The organism is Rhodococcus sp. B10, assembly GCF_011770055.1.
In the GTDB taxonomy this organism is placed as follows: Bacteria; Actinomycetota; Actinomycetes; order Mycobacteriales; family Mycobacteriaceae; genus Rhodococcoides; species Rhodococcoides kyotonensis_B.
This window is the reverse complement of the sequence record NZ_JAAFYV010000006.1, coordinates 97488-119069: the sequence shown is the minus strand read 5'-3', so window position 1 is coordinate 119069 and position 21582 is coordinate 97488. Positions and strand designations below refer to the sequence as shown.

Here is a 21582-nt window from a genome sequence, read left to right as displayed (position 1 = left end):
CCTCTCGTGTGTTCTCAGTACTCGCCGAGCGCAACCGCGACCCAGTGGGACACGGTCGGATCGGCTGCGAGCGTCGGGAAATCGACGTCCGCAGCGCCCGCGGACCGCCATCGTTCCACAAGGCCCATGATGCGGATCGAGTCCAACCCTTCGTCGAGCAGATTCAGCTCGTCGTCGATCTTCTCGGGTGACCGGTCGAGTGCGGTGGCGATGTCGCCGATGACGGTCTCGCGGGTGAGCACAGTGGTGAGTCCTTGTCTTTCGGGGACTGAAACAGTCTTCTTACTTGGCGAACATGGTCTGGACCTGGTCCAGCGTCGAGATCACTCCGTCGTAGTCCGGCCGGTAGCTCGTCGCCGGAAGCTCGAACACCTTGCCCGACGCGAATGCAGGCAGGTTCGCGTACGCCGGGTCCTGCTTCAGCTCGTCCAGGCCGCGTCCGGCGACCGGAACGACGATGACGACAGGCGCGGTGGCGACGTTCCCGAGCAGCTCGTTGCTGATGATGAAGGAGTCACCCGATCCGTAGAGTTCGGGGTTGTCCGCCTTGGTCAACACGTCGTCGGGCTCGAAGCCCACGGTCTTCAGCAGTTCCGGCAACGTCGCGGTCTGCGGAATGAACGCCGGCTCGTTCGTGCTCAACGACAGGAAGTACGCGACGGGGGAACCCGGAACCGTGATGGCATCCTCGACCTCGGCCACCTTGTCCTCGTAGGCGTCGAGCAGGCCGTCCACCTTGTCGGATTCGCCGGCCGCGTCGGCCACTGCCTCGAGCTGGCCCTGCCAGGTGTTGACCGACGGCGGGATGAGCACCGTCGGGGCGATCGCGGTCAGCTGATCGTAGGCCTCGTCGGCCTGTACCGCCGAGATACCCTGCCCGCCACCGATGATCAGGTCGGGCTCGGCCTGCGCGATCGCCTCGATGTTCAGCGCTTCACCTGCGGGCAGTTCCTGAGTGCCTTGCGCCTGCGCCTTCTCGGCCCACTGCGGCGGGAAGCCGCCGTCGAGGTTGGTGACGCCGAGCAACCGGGTGTCGGTGATCGCGATCGGCGCGTCGAGGGTGAAGAGGTAGCCCGCCAACCCTGCCGACAGCACGGCGATGCGCTGCGGGTCGGCGGGAACGGTGACGTCACCCTTGTCGGTCGAGACGACGCGCGTGTCGCTACTGCTCTCGTTCGTCGTGGCGCTGCCGTCGGATTCGGCATCGCTGCTGCTGCACGCCGTGAGGCCGATGGTCACCGCGGCCAATGCCGCGACGATCCGTACACCACGTCGTCGAAACTGTGTGTCAGACACTGAAAGATCCTTCCGAGATCATCGTTGTGTTCGTGTTCCCCGATCGGCTTCTAGCGCCCATCGGAATCCTTCTCGTGTGCCAGCAGCGGAACGATCGAACTCCAGCCCCCGGCACCCACCATCCCGTCGTGGTCGGCATCGACGGCGTGGACGACGAGTTCGCCGTCGTGCACGCGCGTCCACCGATCGGCGAAACCGAGCGGTGGCTTCGAGCGCTGGGCCTCGAACAGCGTCAGCGTTCCCCGATATGTCGGCGATGTCGCATTTCTCAGCAGGGAGGCAGTGTAGGCGAAGTTCGCATCGATATGGGGTGCTAGCTCGGGCGCTACGGTTTTCGCTGTCCGCGCCGTATCGGTAGACGTGTGTCCGTCCGCAGGTTCGCTGTCGATCAACCCGACGAAGCCGACGGATTCACCGAGCGCATCCAGCCTGGCCGCCATCGCATGGGCCAGCACTCCTCCGAACGAATAGCCGAGCAGGTCGTACGGACCGTCCGGCTGTTCCTGCCGCACCGTCTGCACGTACAGCTCGACCAACTCGTCGAACGTGTGCGGGCGCTCCTGGGGCAGCTGCAGCCCGACGACCGGCCGATCGATCCGTGCAGCCAGAGGCGCGAACTGCCACGCGACACCACCTGCAGGATGGACGCAGAACAGCGGGTCACCCGTCGCCGCGGTCGGGAACCGCAGGAGGATGTCGTCGCCCGAAGAGCTTCCTCCGGCGTCGACGAGATCCGCAATCGACGAGACAGATTGTCGCGCAATCAGATCCGCGATCTCGACACGAACACCGAAGTCGCGCTGCACCCGGGACACCACGCGCATGGCGGCGAGCGAGTCACCCCCGCAGTCGGCGAAACCGTCGTCCCCGCCGATGTCGTTCCAGCCGAGCACATCCGAGAAGATATGTGCGACGCGGCGCTGGGTGTCGGTCCGCAACGTACCGGCGACGTCGCGACGCGGCGGCTCGGGAAGAGCAGCGCGATCGAGCTTGCCGTTGATCGTCAACGGGATGTGCTCGACGACGACGATCCGAGACGGCACCAGATGCGTCGGAACCGAATCACGAAGCAGCGCACGTACTTCCGCAGACTCACCGGACGCGACGACGTAGCCGATGAGCCGGCGAATGCCACTGTCGTCGCGGACCGTGGCGGCAGCCCGCTCGACGCCGGGCAGGGACTCGAGCGCGGACTCGACCTCACCGAGCTCGATGCGCATTCCTCGGATCTTCACCTGTCTGTCGACGCGGCCGAGATATTCGAGGCGACCGCCGGGCAAGTAGCGAACCAGGTCACCGGTCCGGTACATGCGCCGACCCGCCGCGAACGGATCGGCGACGAATACGCTCGACGTCTGTCCGACACGACCGAGATAGCCGTGGGCAACTCCGTCACCGGACATGTAGAGCTCGCCCGTGGCACCTGTCTCGACGGACCGGAGCCCCGAATCGAGCACTCTCGCACTGGCATTGCGCACTGGACGACCCAGGCACGGTGTCTCGCTGTCGGCAACCGCGGATCCCATGGCGTTGATGGTGAATTCGGTCGGTCCGTACAGGTCGTACCCGTCGACGCCGTCCTGCTCGCGCAGCCGCGTCCACAATTCCTGCGGTACTGCTTCGCCGCCGAGCATCACCAGTACCGGCGCCCGCTCGCCGTCGAGAAGCCCCGCGGCGATCAGTTCTCGTGCGTAGGAAGGTGTCACGTTGACGACGTCGATGCCGACGTCGCGGTAGTGCCCGACCAGACCGATCGGATCGGCCCGCGCCGCCTCGTCGACGACGTGCACGTGATGGCCTGCCACCATCCAGAACAGTTCCTCCCACGACATGTCGAACGAGAACGACACCGTGTGGGCGATGCGCAGAGTGCGCCCACCGACGGATTGCTCTGTGGGACGGAATATCTCGTCGCGGTGATTGTGGTACATCGCCGTGAGTCCGCGGTGCCCGACCTGGACACCCTTGGGCTTTCCGGTCGAGCCAGACGTGTAGATCACGTACGCGAGCTGGTCCGGATGAACTGGTCCGGCGATGCGGTCCGGGGAGACCGTCGGCGGCGGGGCGGAACCCGACAGAACAGAGCGCACCGCGGGGTCCGACAGGTCGAGCACGTCCACACTCGCAGGGAGCGCCGCGATGACGGCTGCGACGTCGTCCGAGAAGGTGTCGACGGTGACGATCGCGGCAGCGCGACTGTCCAGAACCAGTTCGACGTGTCTCGAAGCCGGATGCGCACGATCGAGTGGGAGATACGCTGCGCCGGCACGCATCACGGCGAAGATGGCGACGACGTGATCGGCGATGCGAGGCAACAGCAAGGCCACGACGTCGCCCGCGCCCACTCCCGACGCGGCGAGCACCGACGCGAGCGCAGTGACCCGGTCGTCGAATTGCCGTGCCGTCAGCGTCTCGGTGCCACACGTCAATGCCGGACCGTCGGGTGACGCAGCGGCACGCTCCGACAGCAACGCGTCGATGCTTCCCTCGCGATCGCCCGGACCAGGTATCGAAATGCGGGCGGGTGTGAGCGGCGTCGACTCCGGATCGTCTCTGTCGCGGCCGGTGTCGGCAACCGTGACTGCGCCCGTCACGCCGACCAGCGCACCGAGCATGTCGGCGACGACGGACGACAGCGCACCGGCCGTCGCGTCGTCGACGAGTTCGGGCCGGTTCTCCAGCGTGAGTTCCATTCCGCCGCTACGACTTCGCGGATCCACGTCGAGTGTGACCGCATAGTGTGTCGCGTCGAACGCCTCCGCGTGGGTGATGCCGACACGCTCGAACACTCCGGCTCGATCGGCGTCACCACCGACGTTGCGGAACACCATCAGGGTGTCGAAGAGCGTGTCGAAGCCCGCGGCGCGCGAGATCTCACCGAGCCCCAGGTGATGGTGGTCGATCACCGACGCCTGGCCGGCGAAGACGTCGCGCACGAGTTCACGCAGCGTCGTTCGCGGCGACATCGTGACTCGCACCGGGACCGTGTTCAGCGTCAACCCCACCATGCGGTCCGCGCGCGGCACACGCGGATCACGACCGGACACGGTGGTGCCGAACACGACGTCGTCTCGGCCGGTGACTCTGCGCAACGTCAATCCCCATGCAGCCGAGACGATGGCGGAAACGGTGATGCCCAGGTCGGCGGCCAGGGCGGTCACGGCGTCGCGCACCGTGTCGTCGACCCGCCGAGTGTGCCGGTTCGGCACGGACATGGCTCCTCGGCCGTTGCGGCGAGCGACGATCGTGGGTTCGTCCAGATCGGCGAGGCGACGCGCCCACGCTGCCCGCGCCGCGTCGTCGTCCAGCGCGGACAACCGTCGCAGATGGTCGGTGAAGTCGGCCGCCGGTTCGAGAACCCGCAGCGCCGCGTCGACGACGTCGTCGTCGGTCGTCTCGGGACCCGCCAGTGTCCTGGCGACGCCGTACAGCACGAACAACTCGCCGAACAACACACCCTGCGACCACGCATCGGTCAGCAGATGATGTCCGGTGACGATCAATTGTTCGGTCTTGGACGCAACTGCAACGACCGCGCGCAGCAACGGCCCCCGATCCAGCCGGAACGGGCGGGCGAACTCGTCTGCGGCAACGGCATCGAAGTCGACCGACGACTCCACGAACTGCTCGTCCACGACGACGGCTGCCGGGCGAAGAATCGACACCGGCTCCGCGAACACCGCGTGCGTGAACACCGCGGTCAGGTTCGGATAACGCCGCAGAACCGCAGCCACGGCGATGTTCAGCGCCCGACGGTCGATCGGTTCGGCGAACGTGAATCGGTGCTGCACGTGGTAGCTGTCGGCGCTCTGCCCGCTGGTGACGGACTGGAAGTACATTCCGCGCTGCAAGGGGGTCAATGGAAGAACCCGCTGCCACCCCGGATGGTCGGCGTCGAGCGTCTCACGTTCGGCGTCGCCGATCTCGACCAGCTCGGTCGACGTGTCGTCGGCCACGCCTTTGCTGCGGACGGCCGCCTCCGCGAGGTCGACGAACGAGTGCGACTCGAACACCGAGGCGACCTCGACCGTCACGCCGCGCCTGTCGGCGGCCGCGACGAATCGCACCGCGGCGATGCTGTCGCCGCCCGCTGCGAAGAAACCGACGTCGGGAGCGACCTCGGTACCCAACACCTCCGATGCCGCGGCGAGAAGGTCCCCGAGAATCGTCGATGCGGCCCGATCTCCCTGCGCCACAGTCTCTTCAGTCTCTTCCCGACGACGAGGCACCGGCAGTGCACCTCGATCGAGTTTGCCGTTCAAGGTACGAGGCAGCGACGACAGGACGGTGATCGATTGCGGAAGAAGCTGATTCGGCACCGTGGCGGCGAGTCGTTCACGGACCACGTCGCCGTCCGGTTCGATTCCGTCGACGGGCACGACGTATCCGAACAGCCGGACCGTACCGTCGGCGATCTCCGCGACCTTGGCGGCGGCGTCGGCGATGCCGTCGAGGGCCCGCAGAGCCGACTCGACGTCGCCGAGCTCGACTCGGAAACCGCGGACCTTGACCTGGTCGTCGGTGCGTCGCAGGTATTCGAGCCGGCCGTCGCGCTTCCGTACGAGGTCGCCCGTGCGATACAGCCGTTCACCGGCCTTCGACGGGTGCGCGACGAACCGTGTCGCGCTGTGCGACGGCCGATTCAGATAGCCGCGTGCCACCTGCGCGCCCCCGAGGTACAGCTCTCCTGCCGCACCGTTCGGCACCTCGCGCAACCACTCGTCGAGAACCCGCGCGTCGACGTCGATCCACGGGGACCCGATCGTGACGGGCGTTCCCCTCCGGAGTTCGGCGGCCGTGGCCCACACGGTGGCTTCCGTCGGGCCGTACACGTTCCAGACCGTGTCGCCGACGGCCGTCAGCTGGTCTGCGAGTTCGGCCGGGACAGCTTCACCGCCGACGAGCACACGCACGGAACAGTCCCGCAGGCTACCGAGCAGCAGGCGCCACAGCGACGGTGTCGCCTGCACGACAGTCGCATTCGACGCGGCGATCACCGCCGCGAGCTTCGGTGGATCGACGACGGTCGTGCGCGGAACGACGACGACGGACGCGCCGACGATCAACGGACACAACAGTTCCAGCACCGCGATGTCGAACGACACCGTCGTCACGGCGACGAGGGTGTCGGACGACCGGACCCACCCCAGCCGAACCGCGGCGTCGGCGAACGCGGCAAGGTTCGCCGTCGTCACCATGACGCCCTTGGGGTTGCCGGTGGTACCGGAGGTGTGGATGACGTAGGCAAGTGCGTCGTCGGCCACCGGCACCGGGGGCAGGACGACGTCGGACCGGCGCACGACATCGACGTCGTCGACGAGGACCGCGGGCAGGTCGATCCACGACACCGCGTCGACGGTGGCGCGCTGCACGAGAACGCACGTCGGCTTCGCGTCGCCGATCATGTACTGCAGGCGCTGCCGCGGGTAGTCGACATCCAGCGGCAGGTAGGCCGCACCGCACCGCAGGACGGCCAACAGGGCCGTCGGAAGGTCTTCGTCACGACCGATCGCGACGCCGACGACCGAACCGGGCAGCACACCGTTCTCGGTCAGAACACGCGCGGTCGCCTCCACGCGAGACGCGAGTTCGCCGTATGTGAGGACGCGGTCACCGGCGACCACGGCGACGCCGCTCGGGACGTGCACGGCACGATCGTGGAACCGCTGGATCAACGACTGCGGAACGGATTCGCGCACAGACGAATACAGCAGGCCGTCTCGACCGGATCGCGACAGCGGCTCGTCGGGGTGTTCCAGTACGTCGTCCAGCGAACGGATGATCTCGGCGGCGAGGTTCCTGGTGGTACCGACGTCGAACAGATCGGCCGCACCGCCGACGGCCACCTCCATACCGTCCCGGCTCTCCCTCAACCACACTGCGACGTCCATGCGGGCAGGTGGGTCGACGGGTTCCAGTTCGGTCGCCGTCGCCTCTCCCCACCGCATCGAGTCACCGCGAACCTCGTGGCCGACAATCGTTTGGAACAGCGGGTGTCTGCCCAACAGCCGCTCCGGCGCGACCGCGTCGACGACACGATCGAACGGAACGTGCTGATGTTCGAGTGCAGCCAGAGATGTTGCGCGCACGCGTTCGAGCACCTGGGCCGGAGTGGGGTCGCCCGACAGGTCGATTCGATGAACGACCGTGTTGACGAGGTAGCCCACGGTGTCGCGGAAACGACCGTTGCCGAGGAGTTCTCGATCCGACACCGTCGTGCCCAGCGGTATGTCGACACCTGCGCCGAACCTGTTCCACGCCAGTGCGACTGCGGCCTCGAGGATCATCAGCGGGCTGACCCCGTGACGGACGGCGGCAGCGCGCATTTCCCGGGCGGTCTCCTCGCTCACTGCCGTGCGCACGCCCACCGAACGATGCGACGCGTCTCGCGGTCGAGGCCGGTCGGTCGGAAGGTCGAGTTCGGCAGGAAGATCGGCGAGCGCGCTCGACCAGTACTGCACCGAGTCCGACGGGGTGTCGGCCTGGGCCGCGAACTCCCAGAACGACGGTGCACCGGTGTCGAGCCTGGGCACCTGCCCTGCGAGCCGCTGCTCGTATGCGCGCCCCAGCCATTCCAGGACCACTCTCACCGACGATCCGTCGATCGCGATGTGGTGCACGACGATCACGAGCACGAGCCGGTCACCACTACCGCGAATCACGCTCGCGCGGGCCGGTACTCGCCGTTCGATGTCGAACACGGCATCGGGAGCGGTGAGGTACGACTGGACGGCCTCCTGCATGTCACCCGAGGCGTCGACGATCGCCAGCTCCGGAATCTCCGACGCACCCCGGACGTGAGGTCGTGGGTCGCCGCCGGCGTCCGCTGGGTAGCACGTCCGCAGAATCTCGAAGTGCACCAGAACATCACGCCAGGCATCACGTAACGCGTCGACGTCGACGGAACCGGCCAGTTCGAGCACGACGGGGACGTCGTGTGCGTGCGAACCCGGGCTCAGCCGTTCGAGTATCCACAGACGCTTCTGCGCCGAGGACACGACCGGGTCGGCGGTGATCGATTCGGGCGCCGGCGGGGCAGCCAGCGTACGCGACAGTGCTGCAATCGATCTCGGAGTGCGAGCGTCGAAGATATCGGCGACGGTGACTGCAATTCCCACGCGACGCAGGGCAGCGACCGCACGCATCGCGGCGAGCGAGTGTCCCCCGCGGTCGAAGAAGTCGTCGTCGACACCGATCGGTACCTCGAGCACGGTGGACAGCTGCGTCGCGACGATCTCGGCAGTCATCGGATCGGCCGCCGACGACGGTACGACGGACGCGGCTCGGCCGGACTGACGCGGCGGGAGCATCGGGATCGACGACGGCACGAAGTCCGAGGCCGGCCGTTCGAGATCGACGATCATCTCGGCGAGAATCACCGAAAGAGATTGAACGACAGCCCGAACGACATCTGTACCTACCTCGTCGGGATCGTGATCGACGACGAGCGTGAATCGGTCTCCCGGGGGCGCCAGCAGCGACAGCGGATACTGGGTGACGCTGACGTTTCCGATACCCAGGATGCGAGTGTCCGCGGACGAATCGTCGTCGGCACCGAACGCGCCGGGATAGTTCTCGAACACGACGAGCGTGTCGAACAACGGACCACGGCCACGGGCGTCGGCGCAGGCTTCGATCTCCGACAACGGGAGTTGCTGTGCGTCACCGAGGTCGTACTGTTCGGACTGGCTTCGCTGCAGCACCTCGCGGAACGGGCGTGCATCGAGCTGCATCCGGACCGGCACGGTGTTGCTGAAGAGACCGACCATCTCTTCGACACGGTCGAGGTCCGACGGTCGGCCCGAGACGGTGGTACCGAACACGACGTCGTCTCGCCCGACGAGAGCGCACAGCACCGCGCTCCACGCGCCCTGCACCAGAGTGTTGACGGTGAGGCCGTTCTCCCGGGCGAGACCAGCCAGCGCCTCACCCGTCGACGATGGAAGTTCGACGGCGGTCGACGACCCGGCCGTTCCGGAATCGCCGGTCCCGCGGGCGACGATCGTCGGCTCCGTGACTCCAGCGAGCCGCGTCCGCCACAGTTCCCGCAGTGCGGTGTGATCCAGACGGCTCAACCAGCCGAGGAAGTCGGCGTAGTCGGCCGCCGGTGCACGTCCCGCCCCGCCGTGGTTGTAGTGCTGCACCAGCTCGCGCAGCACGATGGGGGTGGACCATCCGTCGGTCACCAGATGGTGGGCATTCAGAACGAGGCGGGTGCGATTCTGCGGCAACAGCACCACATGTGCAGCGAGAAGCGGGCCGCGTCGGACGTCGAACACCATTGTTGCGGCGCGGTTCTGCACGAGAGCGGCGACGGAGTCGGCGGCGGGTCGAGGCAGCGTGCGCACGTCGGTCACGTCCCAGCGAACACTCTTGTCGCGTGGAATCGATTGAACCGGCTCGTCCACTCCCTCGAAATGGAAGCCGGACGCCAGGTTCGGGTGACGGGACACGACCGCGTCGAAGGCGTCGTGCAGTCGTAGCGGGTCCAGGTCGCCGTCGAAGTCGACGACGGCCGTCAGGGTGTACACGTCACGTTCGGCGTGGCGCGCGGCGTGAGCCAGTAGACCGGCCTGCAGCGGCGACAGCGGCAGCAGAGTGTCCAGTGGGCCGGTGATGGACTCGAGTTCGTCGATCTGGCGCTGAGTGACCGACACCGTGTCGCAGTCCACCGCGCTCAGTCCACCGTCGAACACGGCAGCATGCACGGCGAGGCTCTCCAGCGCGTCGGCGAACGACGACTGCAGCGAGGCCACCGCGTCGGCGTCTAGAAGCTCGTTCGCCGCCGTCCATTCGACCACGAGGTGCGAATCCTGCGCGAAGACGTTGACGGCCAACACTTCCGACAGTGTTCGACCGTGCGGTTCGACGACTCCGAACGCGTCGCCCGGCGCGGAACGCCAGCCGACACCCGACAGGCCGGTCGACGCGCCCAGATAGTTCAGCACGATCTGCGGTGCGGGCACCGACGCGAGGTCGCGTCCCGCGTCGTCCAGGAACCGCAGGACGCCGTACCCCACTCCGCTGTCGCGGCCGCGTCGGCGATCGGTCTTGACGGCATGCAGCATCTCGGCGAGAACTGCTCCACCCGAACGTGCTTCGGCGAACCGCTCGTCCGCCGAGACGCACGAGCCCGGCACCGTCACGGGATATTCGGTCGTGAACCACCCGACGGTCGAACCGCGGCCGCGACGGTCGCCGTTCTCGGTGTCCCGACCGTGGCCTTCCATGAGGACCGGGAAGTCGCCCTGGTCACCGAACGAGGTGCGCACCGCAAGAGCGAGTGCGAGGAGAAGCACTTCGTCGGGTCGAGCGCTGTATTTGGCGCACAGGTCGAGGACGGCAGCTGCGACGGCACCCGACGACGTCGTCCTGGTGACCGACGCGGTCGCATGGGTGTCGACGCCAGGCCGTGGCCCGGTCTCGGTCAACACCGCACGGTTCGACGTCAGGACTGCGGACCAGTGACCCAGCTCGTCGAGATAGCGGTGCGACGAGGCGCGATCGGCGAGTTCACCCGCACGATGCCGCCAGGACTGTTCGTCGGTCCTCGCGAGTTCACGGCCGGACGCCGTCGCCACCAGGTCTGCGACCAGCACGCTCCAGGACAACGCGTCGACAGCGAAATGATGCACGACGGTCAGCACCCGGTCCGGACCGTCCACGACCCGAATCACGCCGAGCCGCACCATCGGGCCGGCAACCGGGTTCAAGTCCTGCGCAAGCTCGTGCGCGAGGCATGCGGTTCGAATTCCTGCGTCCGCGCTCGTCAACGGCCCGAGTTCGGCGACCTCGGCCGGATCGGCGGACTCGAGGATGTGCACGGAATCCGCGTCGCGCACCGTCATCCGCAGGGCCGCATGGCGGTCGAGCACGATACGCAGTGCGGCCTGCAGCTGTTCGACGTCCACGTTCTCGTCGACCTCGACGGCAGTCCACTGCGCGTACGACGCCACCGCATCCAGCGTGTCGACGGACAGCGCGTTGCGCATGACGGGAGTCGTCGGGGTGGAGCCGGCGGCGATGTCGTCGTCGACGTCGTCGGCACGCCGCTCGAGGGTCCGAGACCCGGCGGCCAACGCAGCGAGGTCGCGCCCGGACAGAATCTCCTTCGGTGTCAGCACCACTCCGTGCCCGCGCAATCGCGCACTGATGGCGATCGCGCCGATACTGTCCCCGCCGAGAGTGAACAAGTCGGAGTCGACGGAGACGTCGTCGTGCCCCAGGACCTCGCCGACGACAGCACACAGCGCGAATTCTGCTGGCGTGCTCGGTGTTCGGTCGATCGAGACCGAACCGGACGCCGACGGCGCAGGCAACCGGGCACGGTCCACCTTGCCGTTGACGGTGACGGGCAGTTCGTCCAGTACGACGACGGCCGACGGAACGAGATGATCGGGAACCCGCGTGTGCAGTGCGCGTCGGATGTCGTCTCCGCTCGTGGTTTCGTGGGCGGTGACATACCCGACGAGCCTGGCGCCTGCCCCGGACCCGAGAACGACGGCAACCGCGGAACGCACCGAATCGACCTGTGCGAGAATATTTTCCACTTCCCGCAGTTCGACGCGATGGCCCCGAATCTTGACCTGGTCGTCGGCGCGACCGAGATACTCGAACCCGGTCGCGTCGTCCCAGCGCGCGAGATCGCCGGTGCGGTACATGCGCCGCCCGGGAACGTTCGGATTCGCGACGAACCGGTCGGCGGTGGCACCCGGTCGATCGAGGTATCCGCGCGCGAGCTGCGGGCCGGCCAGATACAGTTCGCCGACCTCGCCGTCGAGCACGGGACGAAGCGCACCGTCGAGCAGGTAGGCCGCGGTTCCGTCGAGAGGACGACCGATGCGTACCACGCCCGAGTCGACGTCGTCCGAGATGGCGTCGACCGTCGCTTCGGTCGGTCCGTACATGTTGTAGACGCGGGCCGCACTCGCCCCCAGCACTGCGGCGAGCGCGGGAGGTAACGCCTCACCGCCGACGACGACGGTGTTCACGCCGGAGTCGGTCAGTCCCGCGTCCACGAGGAACGACGCCATGGACGGGGTCGTGTCGACGACGTCGATCGCGTCCTCCGCGAACTTCTGGATCTGCAGGTCGGCATCGCGCTGAATTTCGCTGTCGTACAGGAATACTCGGTGGCCGTCGAGAATCCACAGCAGCGGATCGAGCGAGGCGTCGAAGGCGAACGACGTGGTGTGCGCGACGTGCAGCCTGCGCCCGCCCACGCGTGACGCGGCATCGGCGTAGACACTGGCACGCTGACGCGCGACGAGGTGCGCCAGGCCGCCCGCACGCACGACGACGCCTTTGGGGGTACCCGTCGAGCCCGACGTGAACAGCACGTAGGCCATGTCGTCGGGTCGGGACGAGGCCGACTCCCCCAGTCGGACTACCTCCCCGGTCAGGTCGTTCAGGGGCAGGACGGCGCAGTCGACTGCCACCGGCGATATGTCGGCACACAGCAAAAGCACCGGCTTCGCCTGGGCAGCGAGCGCGTCGAGCCGTTCGGTCGGGTACGCCGGGTCGAGCACGACGTATGCCGCGCCGACCTCCCACACGGCGAAGATGCTCGCGACGATGTCAGCGCTGCGTGGCAGCGCCAACGCGACGATGTCGTCCGCACCGACACCGCGGCGCCGAAGCACCCCTGCGATCGTGCCGACGCGTTCTCCGAGTTCGGCTGCGGTCCAGCGTGTCTCGTGATCGACCAGCACGACCTCGTCCGCATGACGGACGACCATGTCCGCGAACACCGTTCGCACGGGCGGCGCGTCGCGCACCAATGCAGGCGGCGTCCACCCGGCGGGAATACCGCTGCCGCGCAGGTCGACGTCGGCCAATGTCGGTCGTTCGGGAGCGCACAGCGCACCGACGAGCTCGGCCAGACCGCGCACACGAGCCGCCGCGGCCTCGGCGGACACAGCCCTCGCGTCGACCTCGAAGCCGAGCAGCATCCGTCCACCGTCGAGGGGCGTGGCCGTCAGACCGAGTTCCTCGGGCGGACCACCCGCGACGTTGCGCAATGTTCCGACCGCCCCGGCGAAGTCGAGCTCGAAATCGAACGCTTTCAGGTTGATTCCGACACCGTGCAGCAGCGCACCCGCGCCAGGGGCAGAAAGGTCGCGCACGATGTCTTCACCGCGATAGCGCTGATGGGCTCGCAGCTCGCCGAGAGCCGCGGCCACCGACGTCGCGAGTGCCCGGACGTTGTTGGTCAAGGACACCGACACACGCAGCGGCAGCACGTTCACGGCCATCGACGGGGTGGTCAGTGTCGCGCGCGTGGTGCGCACCATGATCGGCAGGGCAAGGACGACATCGGTGGTCTGCTGCAGGCGGGCGACGAAGCCTGCGTACGCTCCGATGAACACGTCGGCCCACGTGCAGCCGATGTCCTCGGCAATCGACCTCAGCAACGCCATCCCGTCCGCCTCGACGACGGCGCGCGCGGAGTGCGTCCGCGGAGCCGACCCGACGTCGCCGGTCGACCGTCCGCGCAGCTCGGGAAGCGGACTGAGCCGCCGCGTCCAGTAGTCCCGATCGGAGGAGGCGTCGTCGGATTCCCGGTACCGGACGTCCTCGGTGACGACGTCGGTGAACGAGCCGAACGGGTTCGGGCGCAACGTCTTTCCTGTCACCGCCGACGTGTACCGTGCGGCGAGACGGCGCGAGATCATCGCAGCGGAGTAACCGTCGACGATCAGGTGGTGGTAGAGCTGAACGCACCAGACCTCGGTCTCGGAGAGCCGAAGAACGGTGTAGACGAAGAGTTCTCGATCGACCATCTCGCGGGCTGCCTCGGCCGCATCCCGCCGAATGCGCGTGACGTGTTCGTGGGCTGCAGCGTGGGGATCCGCCTGGCCGGTCAGGTCGACGACCGGAACGTCGACGGCGTCCGCCGGTTCGATCCACTGCCGCGGCCCGTCGTCGGATGCCACGAAGCGGAGTCGCATCGTGTCCGCCTCGGCAACCGTGGCGCTGATGGCGTCGATCAGAACCGACACGTCGATCGGCACGCCGTCATCGGACGCGTCGATCTCGAGCACCTCGCCGACGAGGTAGTACGGCGAATCCGGTTCCAGCCGTTGTGCATTCCAGATACCCAGCTGGGCGCCGGTCAGAGGCATCAGTGCCGCTGCTGTGTCGGTGCGGTGCTCTTCGACGAGTGTCATCGTGATTGGCTCTTCTTGTCGATCTTGCCCACCGAGGTCGTGGGGAATTCGGAGACGAACTCGAACTTGTCCGGAACGGTGTACGCAGCGACCTTGCGCTGGGTACGAAGAAACGCCCGCAACTGTCCCGCCGTCGGCTCGTCGGAGTCGGGGTCACGGCGGATGACGAACGCGCAGATCTTCTCTCCGAGAACGGGATCAGGAATGCCGACGACCGAGACGTCGTGAATCTTCTCGTGCGCGAGCAGATGGTTCTCGACGACCGCAGGCGCGACCTTCTCACCACCGCGGTTGATCTGATCCTTGCTGCGGCCGACGACCTGGAGATAGCCCCTGTCGTCCTGGACAACGATGTCACCGGTGGTGTAGAAGCCGTCCATGGTGAACGCAGTCCGATTGTGTTCGGGGGCACGGAAGTACCCGCGAATCGTGTACGGTCCGCGTGTCTGCAGATGACCCGGCATTCCTGTCTCCACCGGCTGCCCCGCATCGTCGACGACGCGTACCTCGTCGTCCGGCGAGATGGGCCTTCCCTGCGTGCCGAACACGGTGGCGTCGTCGTCGCCGACGCGGGTGTAGTTGACGAGCCCCTCGGCCATCCCGAAGACCTGGGTCAACGAGCAGCCCAGTTCGGGGCGAACCCGGCGAGCGACTTCCTCGGTCAGCTTCGCGCCGCCCACCCACACCGAGACCAGCGACGTCAGATCGCGTACCCGGCGCGCCGACGAATTGAGCCACGCCATCAGGACCGGGGGCACCAACGGTGCGTGCGTGACCGCATGCTGCTCGACCAGGCGCAGGCACGTGTCGGGCGACGGATCGGGCGCCATCACGACGCTGCCGCCGACGGCGACGACACCGAGCAATCCCGGAGAGCTCATCGTGAAGTTGTGCGAGATGGGCAGTGCCGCAAGCATGACGGACGTCTCGTCGATCTCGCAGATGCGCCCACTCTCGCGCACCGAGTAGAGGTAGTCGTCGTGCGTGCGCGGGATCAGCTTGGGCGTGCCGGTCGTTCCGCCGGACAACTGCAGAAACGCGATGTCCGACGGCAACGCACGCGTGCGCCTCGGCACCGCGTCCGCGGTGGCCCACGACGGCTTTCCGACCGGCACGACCACGGTGACCAGATTCGCTACGGCAGAGCGGATTTCGTCTGCGATCTCGGTGTACGAGGTCGACCCGAAGCGGTCGACGGTGACGTACGCCCGGGCTTCGGTGGCGCGGCAGAACTGTTCGAGCTCGGCTCGTCGGTGTGCTGCGAGCGCGAAGACGGGCAACGCACCGAGCTCGAACAGCGCGAAGACGACCTCGACGAATTCGCTGGTGTTCGGCATGTGCACCACGACGCGGTCACCGCGGCCGATACCTCGCGCGTCGAATTCGCCTGCCACCGCTTGGACGCGATCGGCCAACTCGGCGTAGGTCAGCGCGCGATGGTCGTCGACCACCGCGATGCGCGTCGGATACTCGGACACGCTGTCCGCCAACAGATCCGAGTGCGTCTGCCCGGTCCAGTAGCCCTTGTCCCGGTAGTCGGCTGCGAACTCCTCGGGATAGGGCACGACACCGTCGAGCACCAGCGGCGTGAGCGTGTCCACCGACGAGCTCATCGTGCGGCGCCCGCTGCCACGGGCTGGCGGCCGAGCGCGTCGGCAACGTCCGTGGCGGTGACGACCGCACCGCACCGCTTGGCGGCGTAGGTCGCCGCCATGACATGCTCGTCGCGCGAGAAGTCCGCGGTCGCGTCGAGTACGAGGAACGGGCAGACATCGGACATGAACGCCTCTGCGGCACTGAGCATGCAGCCCATGTGCGCGTAGACGCCCGTGACGATCAGCTGGTCACGCCCGTGGTGGCCGAGCAGCTCACGAAGGTCGGTGCGCTGGAACGCCGAGTACCGCCACTTGGTGACCTCGATGTCGCCGCGACGCGGAGCGAGCGCGTCGATGACGTCGGTGTCGCGTCCCGCGCCGAGGCCCGGCCCCCAGAAGTCCGCGAGAATGCCGCGGCGAGAGGGGTGTTGGTCACCGGGTTGCATCGTGTACACCACTGGGATGCCGAGTTCGGACGCCTGTTCTCGCAGCGCCGAGATCTTTTCGACGACGGGTGTGATCAGCTCGGGCGCGTCGGCGTACGCGTCGATGAAGTAATTCTGCATGTCGTGGATGAGCAGCGCCGCCCGGTCGGGGTCGAGCTCCCAGTCGACGACGTTGGCCGGAACTTCGTCACGGCCGGGAATCGAGTAGCTCGTGATCTTCGGAATTGCCATGGTCGTCCCTCTCGTTCGTACGAAAATCGGTCTTCGATCGGTCGATGCTGCGGTGTGGCGGCTACGCGGTTCGGTGCCTGCTCCACGCGTCCCACAGCTCGCTGTAGCGTCCGCGTCGCTGGATCAGATCGTCGTGAGTTCCCACCTCGACGACGGTTCCGTTGTGCATCAACAGAATTCGGTCCGCCCGCCTGGCTTGGTCCAGGCGGTGCGCCACGATCACCGCACTGCGACCGGACAACGCCGCGTCGGCTCCCCGTTCGAGAATCCCCGCCCCTGCGCTACCTGCATCGGCGGTGGCCTCGTCGAGAATCGCGACCGGCGGGTCGGCGAGGACGAGTCGTGCGAGGGCCAACTGCTGCGACTGCAGCGGCGTGAGCTGATGTCCGCCCGCACCGACGACTGTGTCGAGTCCGTCGGGCAGCAGGTCGACCCACTCGCGTGCGAACACCGTCTCCAGTGCCGCGGTCATCCGTGCGTCGTCGGCATCGGGATCCGCCAGGGCCAGGTCGTCGCGCAACGGCCCGGCGAACACGTGAACGTCCTGGGTGATCAGGGTGATTCGCGTCGCACGTTCGGTGTCGGGGGCATCCGCGATATCGGCCGAACCGAAGGTCACCGTTCCCGTCGCAGGCGTCCGCACGCCCGCGAGCAACGCCGCCAGCGTCGACTTCCCGGACCCCGACGCGCCGACCACCGCGATCGTCTCGCCTGGTTCGACGCGAATGTCGATGTCGCGCACCACCGTTCGGCCCGGACGGTAGCCGAACGAGACGCCGCGCGCCGCGAGGACGCCGCTCTCCGGGAGAGCCGCATTCCGATCGCGAGTCGGGTCGTCGACCCGGATCACTCCGACGATTCGTGCGAGAGACGCCAGGGCGGACTGCAATTCGTCGATGACGAGCAGCACGTCCTCGATCGGCTCGAACAGACGCAGGAAGAACAGCATGGCCGTCGTCGTCGCGCCGACCGTCAACGCGTCGGTTCCGACGAGGTGGAATCCGATGATCAGCAGCGACGCCATACCGATGAACTGGGCGGTGTTCAGACGGCCGTAGAAGCGGTTCTGCACGATGCGCGCCCGCATCGTCCACCGCACCACTTCCCAGGAGTGCAGGCCGACGCGGCGCGCGAGCGTCGGCGCCAGGTCGTACGCGTGCACCGTGCGCAGACCCTGCACGGCCCCCAGAACATGCTGCGCGCGCACGCCCATCGCTGCCCGCTCGGCTGCGTAGATCTCCGGAGCGTTGCGCAGATACCACCGCACGGCCAACGCGTAGATCGGCACGACCACCAGCAGGGCGATCAGGAATCGCCAGTCCAACGCCGTCAGTCCCACCGCAGTGAGCAGCACCGTGAACAGCGACGTGGACAGCGCGGGGACGACGTTCGTGATGGCGTTCGACACCTCGTCGACGTCATCGGTCGCCCTCGACACGAGATCTCCGCTGCCTGCCTCCTCGACGTGCTCGAGCCGCAGAGCCAGGCTGGAGGTGAACATCTTCTCGCGTAGCCGGGCCAGCACCGTCTCGAACAGCCGCGCCGACAAGACGACACCGAGCGCGCCGAAGGCGGCGAACCCGAGCGCCGCGGCCACCATCACCGATCCCAGCAACCAGATACGGCCGTCGGCATCCCCGTTCACGACCGTGTCGACCATCGAGCCCAGCGCCCACGGCGCCACGAGACCGAGCGCGGCTCCGACCGTCATCGTGACCACGAGGACCGCGGCCCGCGATCCCTGACCGGCCAGCGCGAGACGCACTTCGGCCACCACGGCTGCCGTGTCGGCGATGGGCAGCGTCGTCCGTTTCGTACCGGTCGTCATCGCGACACCTCCACTGCTTCCCGACGGCTGCCGAGGTCGACGACCGTCGTTGCTGCGGCCAGCACTGCAGGTGACGACGTGAACACGATCGTGGTACGTCCCGTCCGTGCGAGACCGATCCGTTCGGCCACCGCGGCCTCGGTGACGGAGTCGACGGCCGACGTCGGCTCCAGGAGCACGAGTACCTGGGGGTCCGCGGCGAGCGCGCGCGCCAGCGACACGCGTTGCCGCTGTCCCCCGGACAGCATCCGTCCCGCTTCGCCGACCGGGGTGTCCAGGCCGTCGGGCAGCACGTCGACGATGTCGTCGCACGCCGCTGCGAAGACGGCACGTGCGACGGCGTCGGAACCGTGGTCGCCGTCGACTCCGGAGGCGATGTTCTCGGCCACGGTGCCCTCGAAGAGATCGCTCTCGTGCGGTGCGACGAGCAGGGTTCGACGGCGGTCGGCGTCGGGCAGATCTGCGACGTCGATTCCGCCCACGGTGACTGCGCCGTCGGCTGGAACCGTCAGCCCGGCGAGCATGTCGGCAAGTTCTGCGGTGGTACGCGCGTCGGCCACGACGGCGACGAACTCGCCTTCGGCGATTCGCCGATCCACGGTGTGCCCGGCGTCCAGGACCACGCCGTCGAGACGGATGTCGAATCCCGTTGCTGTGTCGCGTCTTTCGGCGCCGCGACGCGCGGGAGGCGCCTGCAGGACGGTCAGCACCCGTTCGGCCGACGCCACCGCCTGCGCCCAGATGGTGCCCGCGTTCGACGCGAACGCCTGCAGCGGACCCATGACGAATTGTGTGACAGCGACGACGGTGATGAGCTGGCCGACGGTCATCGCACCGCCGAGAGCCATCAGCCCTGCGGCGACGGCAACACCGGCGATGAACAGGCCTGCGACGGCTTCCATCGACCCGAGATAGCCTGCCCGTGCGACGCTGGCCTTCAGCGTTCCGTCCAGCGCGCGCTCGCTCGCGCCCCGGTACCGGTTGCCTGCTCGGTGTTCGGCGCCGAGCCCCTTGACGATGCGGAATCCTCCGACGAGGTCGGTCGCCGTGCCTGCCGCCTCGCCCGCGGCCTGCTGCTCCTGCATGCTGCGCACGCGAAGCGGTGACCCCGCGCGATCCATCGCCCACAGCATCAGCGGCGTCGCGACGAGGATCGCGAGACCCAGCGGCCACGAGATGTACAGAAGAATCGCGGCGGACGCGAGGACGGCAGCGAACTCGCCGACCGGGTACACGACGATGGCAACGGCGCTCGCCAGCTGACGCGCGTCGGACGTGGCGATGTTCAGCAGCATGCCCGGCTGACGCGTCTCCCCGCTCATGCCGCGGGCGTCGAGAATGCGATCGGTGATAGTGGTGCGCACGTGGTGCTGAATCGCATTCATGCCGAGAAAGCCGATGCGCGAACCGAATCGGAACGTCACCGACACAGCCGCGTACACGATACCGAGGACGACAACCCACAGCACGAGCTGTCCGAGGTCACCCGGAGCGATGGCTCGATCGATGGCGACACCCATGATCACCGGCACGAGCGCGGCACACAGCTGGTGCACGATCAGCATAATTCCGGCGGGCACGGTGTACTTCTTGGCGGCGAACATCGTGCGCCAGGTCAATGCGCGCGGAGTCGTCGATTCGGTGACGACGATGTCGGTCGTCGCGATCGGCGTCGCAGGCGCGGCGAAGAAAACGGGCAGTTTCATCAGTGGGTGAGCACCGAATCGAGCAGGGCACGAGAGCTGAGCGAGTCGACCAGCTCTCCGGACCGCACGGCGATGTTCGACAGCAACGACGACGTCAGACCATGCGAATGTTCGGTCCCACCCTGCAGGTAGATACCTCCGGTGACGTGGTCGGCAGTGCGTACTCGATAGTCACGCTCGAGCTCGGGCGTACCGTCGTCGGCGAATCTGCACTCGTCCGCGAGCGGGCCGAGCACCGTGCGTAGGTCGAGCGGGCGGAATCCCGTCGCGAACACCACTGCGTCGCACCGCAGATGCTCGTCCCGGCCTGTCGGTCGATGCCGAACGGTCACGTCGACGCCGTCCTCGGTGACGACCGGCGTCGACACCTCGGATGCGCCGTGCACGAACAGTCGCCGCGTCCCCGTCACACGCTCGGTGTACTCGCGTTCGTAGAGGTCCTCGATCAACGGCAGGTCGACGGCCGAGTAGTTGGTACTGCGATGGTAGGCCATCAACTGCGCACGCAATTGCGGTGTCGCCGAGTAGAAGTCGTCGACTGCTTCCGGGTCGAACACCCGATTCGCGTAGGGGCTGTCGTCGGCCGGGCTGTATCCGTACTTGGTGATCACGCCGTGCACGTGAGTGTCGGGGAAACGGTCGTGCAGATGAGCCACGACTTCGGCTGCACTCTGACCCGCGCCGACGACGACGAATCGACCGTGTCGACGTTCGGGCAAGGCGGACAGGTGGTCCAGCAGACGGTGGTTGTGGAACACACGTCGCGACGCCTCGACGCCGTCCGGCAACTTCGGCGTGAGCCCGCCCGCGAGTACGACGTTGCGGGCCCGCAGAATTCGCGACGTGCCGTCGGCGCCGGTGACCGTCGCTTCGAAGTGTTCGCCGTTCCAGGCGATCGCCGTCGCCGACGTCGCGTAGTCGACGTCGGCGGCAACCTTGTCGGCGGCCCACGTCAGATAGTCGTGGAACTCGACACGCGACGGAAAGAAGGTCTGCAGGTTGATGAAGTGCGTCAATCGTCCACGGTGCGAAAGATATTCGAGGAACGTGAACTCGCTGCGAGCATTGCGCTGCGTGGCCAGATCCTTGAGGAACGAGATCTGCATGGTCGTGCCGGGCAGCAGCATGCCGGCGTGCCAGCGGAACTCCGGTTGGCGTTCGACGAATTTGGCGCTGAGTCGGCGTTCGTCGGGAACTTCCGAGTTGTGCTCCTTCAGCGCGATCGCCAGGCCCAGATTAGAGGGTCCGAATCCGACTCCCAGGATGTCCACTACCTCGGAATGATCGCTCTCCATCAGCACAAGTCGTCCT

8 protein-coding genes are annotated in these 21582 nt (G+C 67.3%); all 8 read right to left on the bottom strand.

Going from position 1 to position 21582, the window contains the following annotated elements:
- Window positions 1–14: 14 nt before the first annotated feature.
- Complete coding sequence (locus RhoFasB10_RS26595; protein ID WP_114331321.1) at window positions 15–242, bottom strand: phosphopantetheine-binding protein; 228 nt, start codon at window positions 240–242, stop codon at window positions 15–17.
- 40 nt (window positions 243–282) lie between these two features.
- Window positions 283–1296: an ABC transporter substrate-binding protein gene (locus tag RhoFasB10_RS06140; protein WP_167675604.1), complete on the bottom strand. Its 1014-nt coding sequence runs from the start codon at window positions 1294–1296 to the stop codon at window positions 283–285.
- A gap of 50 nt (window positions 1297–1346) precedes the next feature.
- Window positions 1347–14465 carry a non-ribosomal peptide synthetase gene (locus RhoFasB10_RS06135; protein ID WP_240930930.1) on the bottom strand — a complete coding sequence of 4373 codons (13119 nt, stop codon included), beginning with the start codon at window positions 14463–14465 and terminating at the stop codon, window positions 1347–1349.
- The gene (locus RhoFasB10_RS06130) at window positions 14462–16078 is read right to left on the bottom strand and encodes an AMP-binding protein (protein WP_167675602.1); all 1617 of its coding nucleotides are present in this window, start codon (window positions 16076–16078) and stop codon (window positions 14462–14464) included. Before RhoFasB10_RS06130 ends, RhoFasB10_RS06135 begins: the two co-directional genes overlap by 4 nt.
- Entirely contained in the window at window positions 16075–16737 is a 663-nt protein-coding gene (locus RhoFasB10_RS06125) for an isochorismatase family protein (protein ID WP_068424989.1), read from the bottom strand. Before RhoFasB10_RS06125 ends, RhoFasB10_RS06130 begins: the two co-directional genes overlap by 4 nt.
- 61 nt (window positions 16738–16798) lie before the next feature.
- Window positions 16799–18565, bottom strand: coding sequence for an ABC transporter ATP-binding protein (locus RhoFasB10_RS06120; RefSeq protein ID WP_167675599.1), 1767 nt, complete (start codon window positions 18563–18565; stop codon window positions 16799–16801).
- Window positions 18562–20271 (bottom strand): ABC transporter ATP-binding protein, encoded by a 1710-nt coding sequence (locus tag RhoFasB10_RS06115; protein ID WP_167675597.1) that lies wholly within the window; start codon window positions 20269–20271, stop codon window positions 18562–18564. The genes RhoFasB10_RS06120 and RhoFasB10_RS06115 overlap by 4 nt, the downstream gene beginning before the upstream one ends.
- The gene (locus RhoFasB10_RS06110) at window positions 20271–21566 is read right to left on the bottom strand and encodes a SidA/IucD/PvdA family monooxygenase (RefSeq protein ID WP_167675595.1); all 1296 of its coding nucleotides are present in this window, start codon (window positions 21564–21566) and stop codon (window positions 20271–20273) included. The genes RhoFasB10_RS06115 and RhoFasB10_RS06110 overlap by 1 nt, the downstream gene beginning before the upstream one ends.
- Window positions 21567–21582: the final 16 nt, after the last annotated feature.

Coding starts and splice junctions, on each gene's coding strand:
- RhoFasB10_RS06135 (WP_240930930.1), bottom strand. CDS start 14,465: ATGACACTCGTCGAAGAGCACCGCACCGACACAGCAGCGGCACTGATG.
- RhoFasB10_RS06130 (WP_167675602.1), bottom strand. CDS start 16,078: ATGAGCTCGTCGGTGGACACGCTCACGCCGCTGGTGCTCGACGGTGTC.
- RhoFasB10_RS06125 (WP_068424989.1), bottom strand. CDS start 16,737: ATGGCAATTCCGAAGATCACGAGCTACTCGATTCCCGGCCGTGACGAA.
- RhoFasB10_RS06120 (WP_167675599.1), bottom strand. CDS start 18,565: ATGACGACCGGTACGAAACGGACGACGCTGCCCATCGCCGACACGGCA.
- RhoFasB10_RS06115 (WP_167675597.1), bottom strand. CDS start 20,271: ATGAAACTGCCCGTTTTCTTCGCCGCGCCTGCGACGCCGATCGCGACG.
- RhoFasB10_RS06110 (WP_167675595.1), bottom strand. CDS start 21,566: ATGGAGAGCGATCATTCCGAGGTAGTGGACATCCTGGGAGTCGGATTC.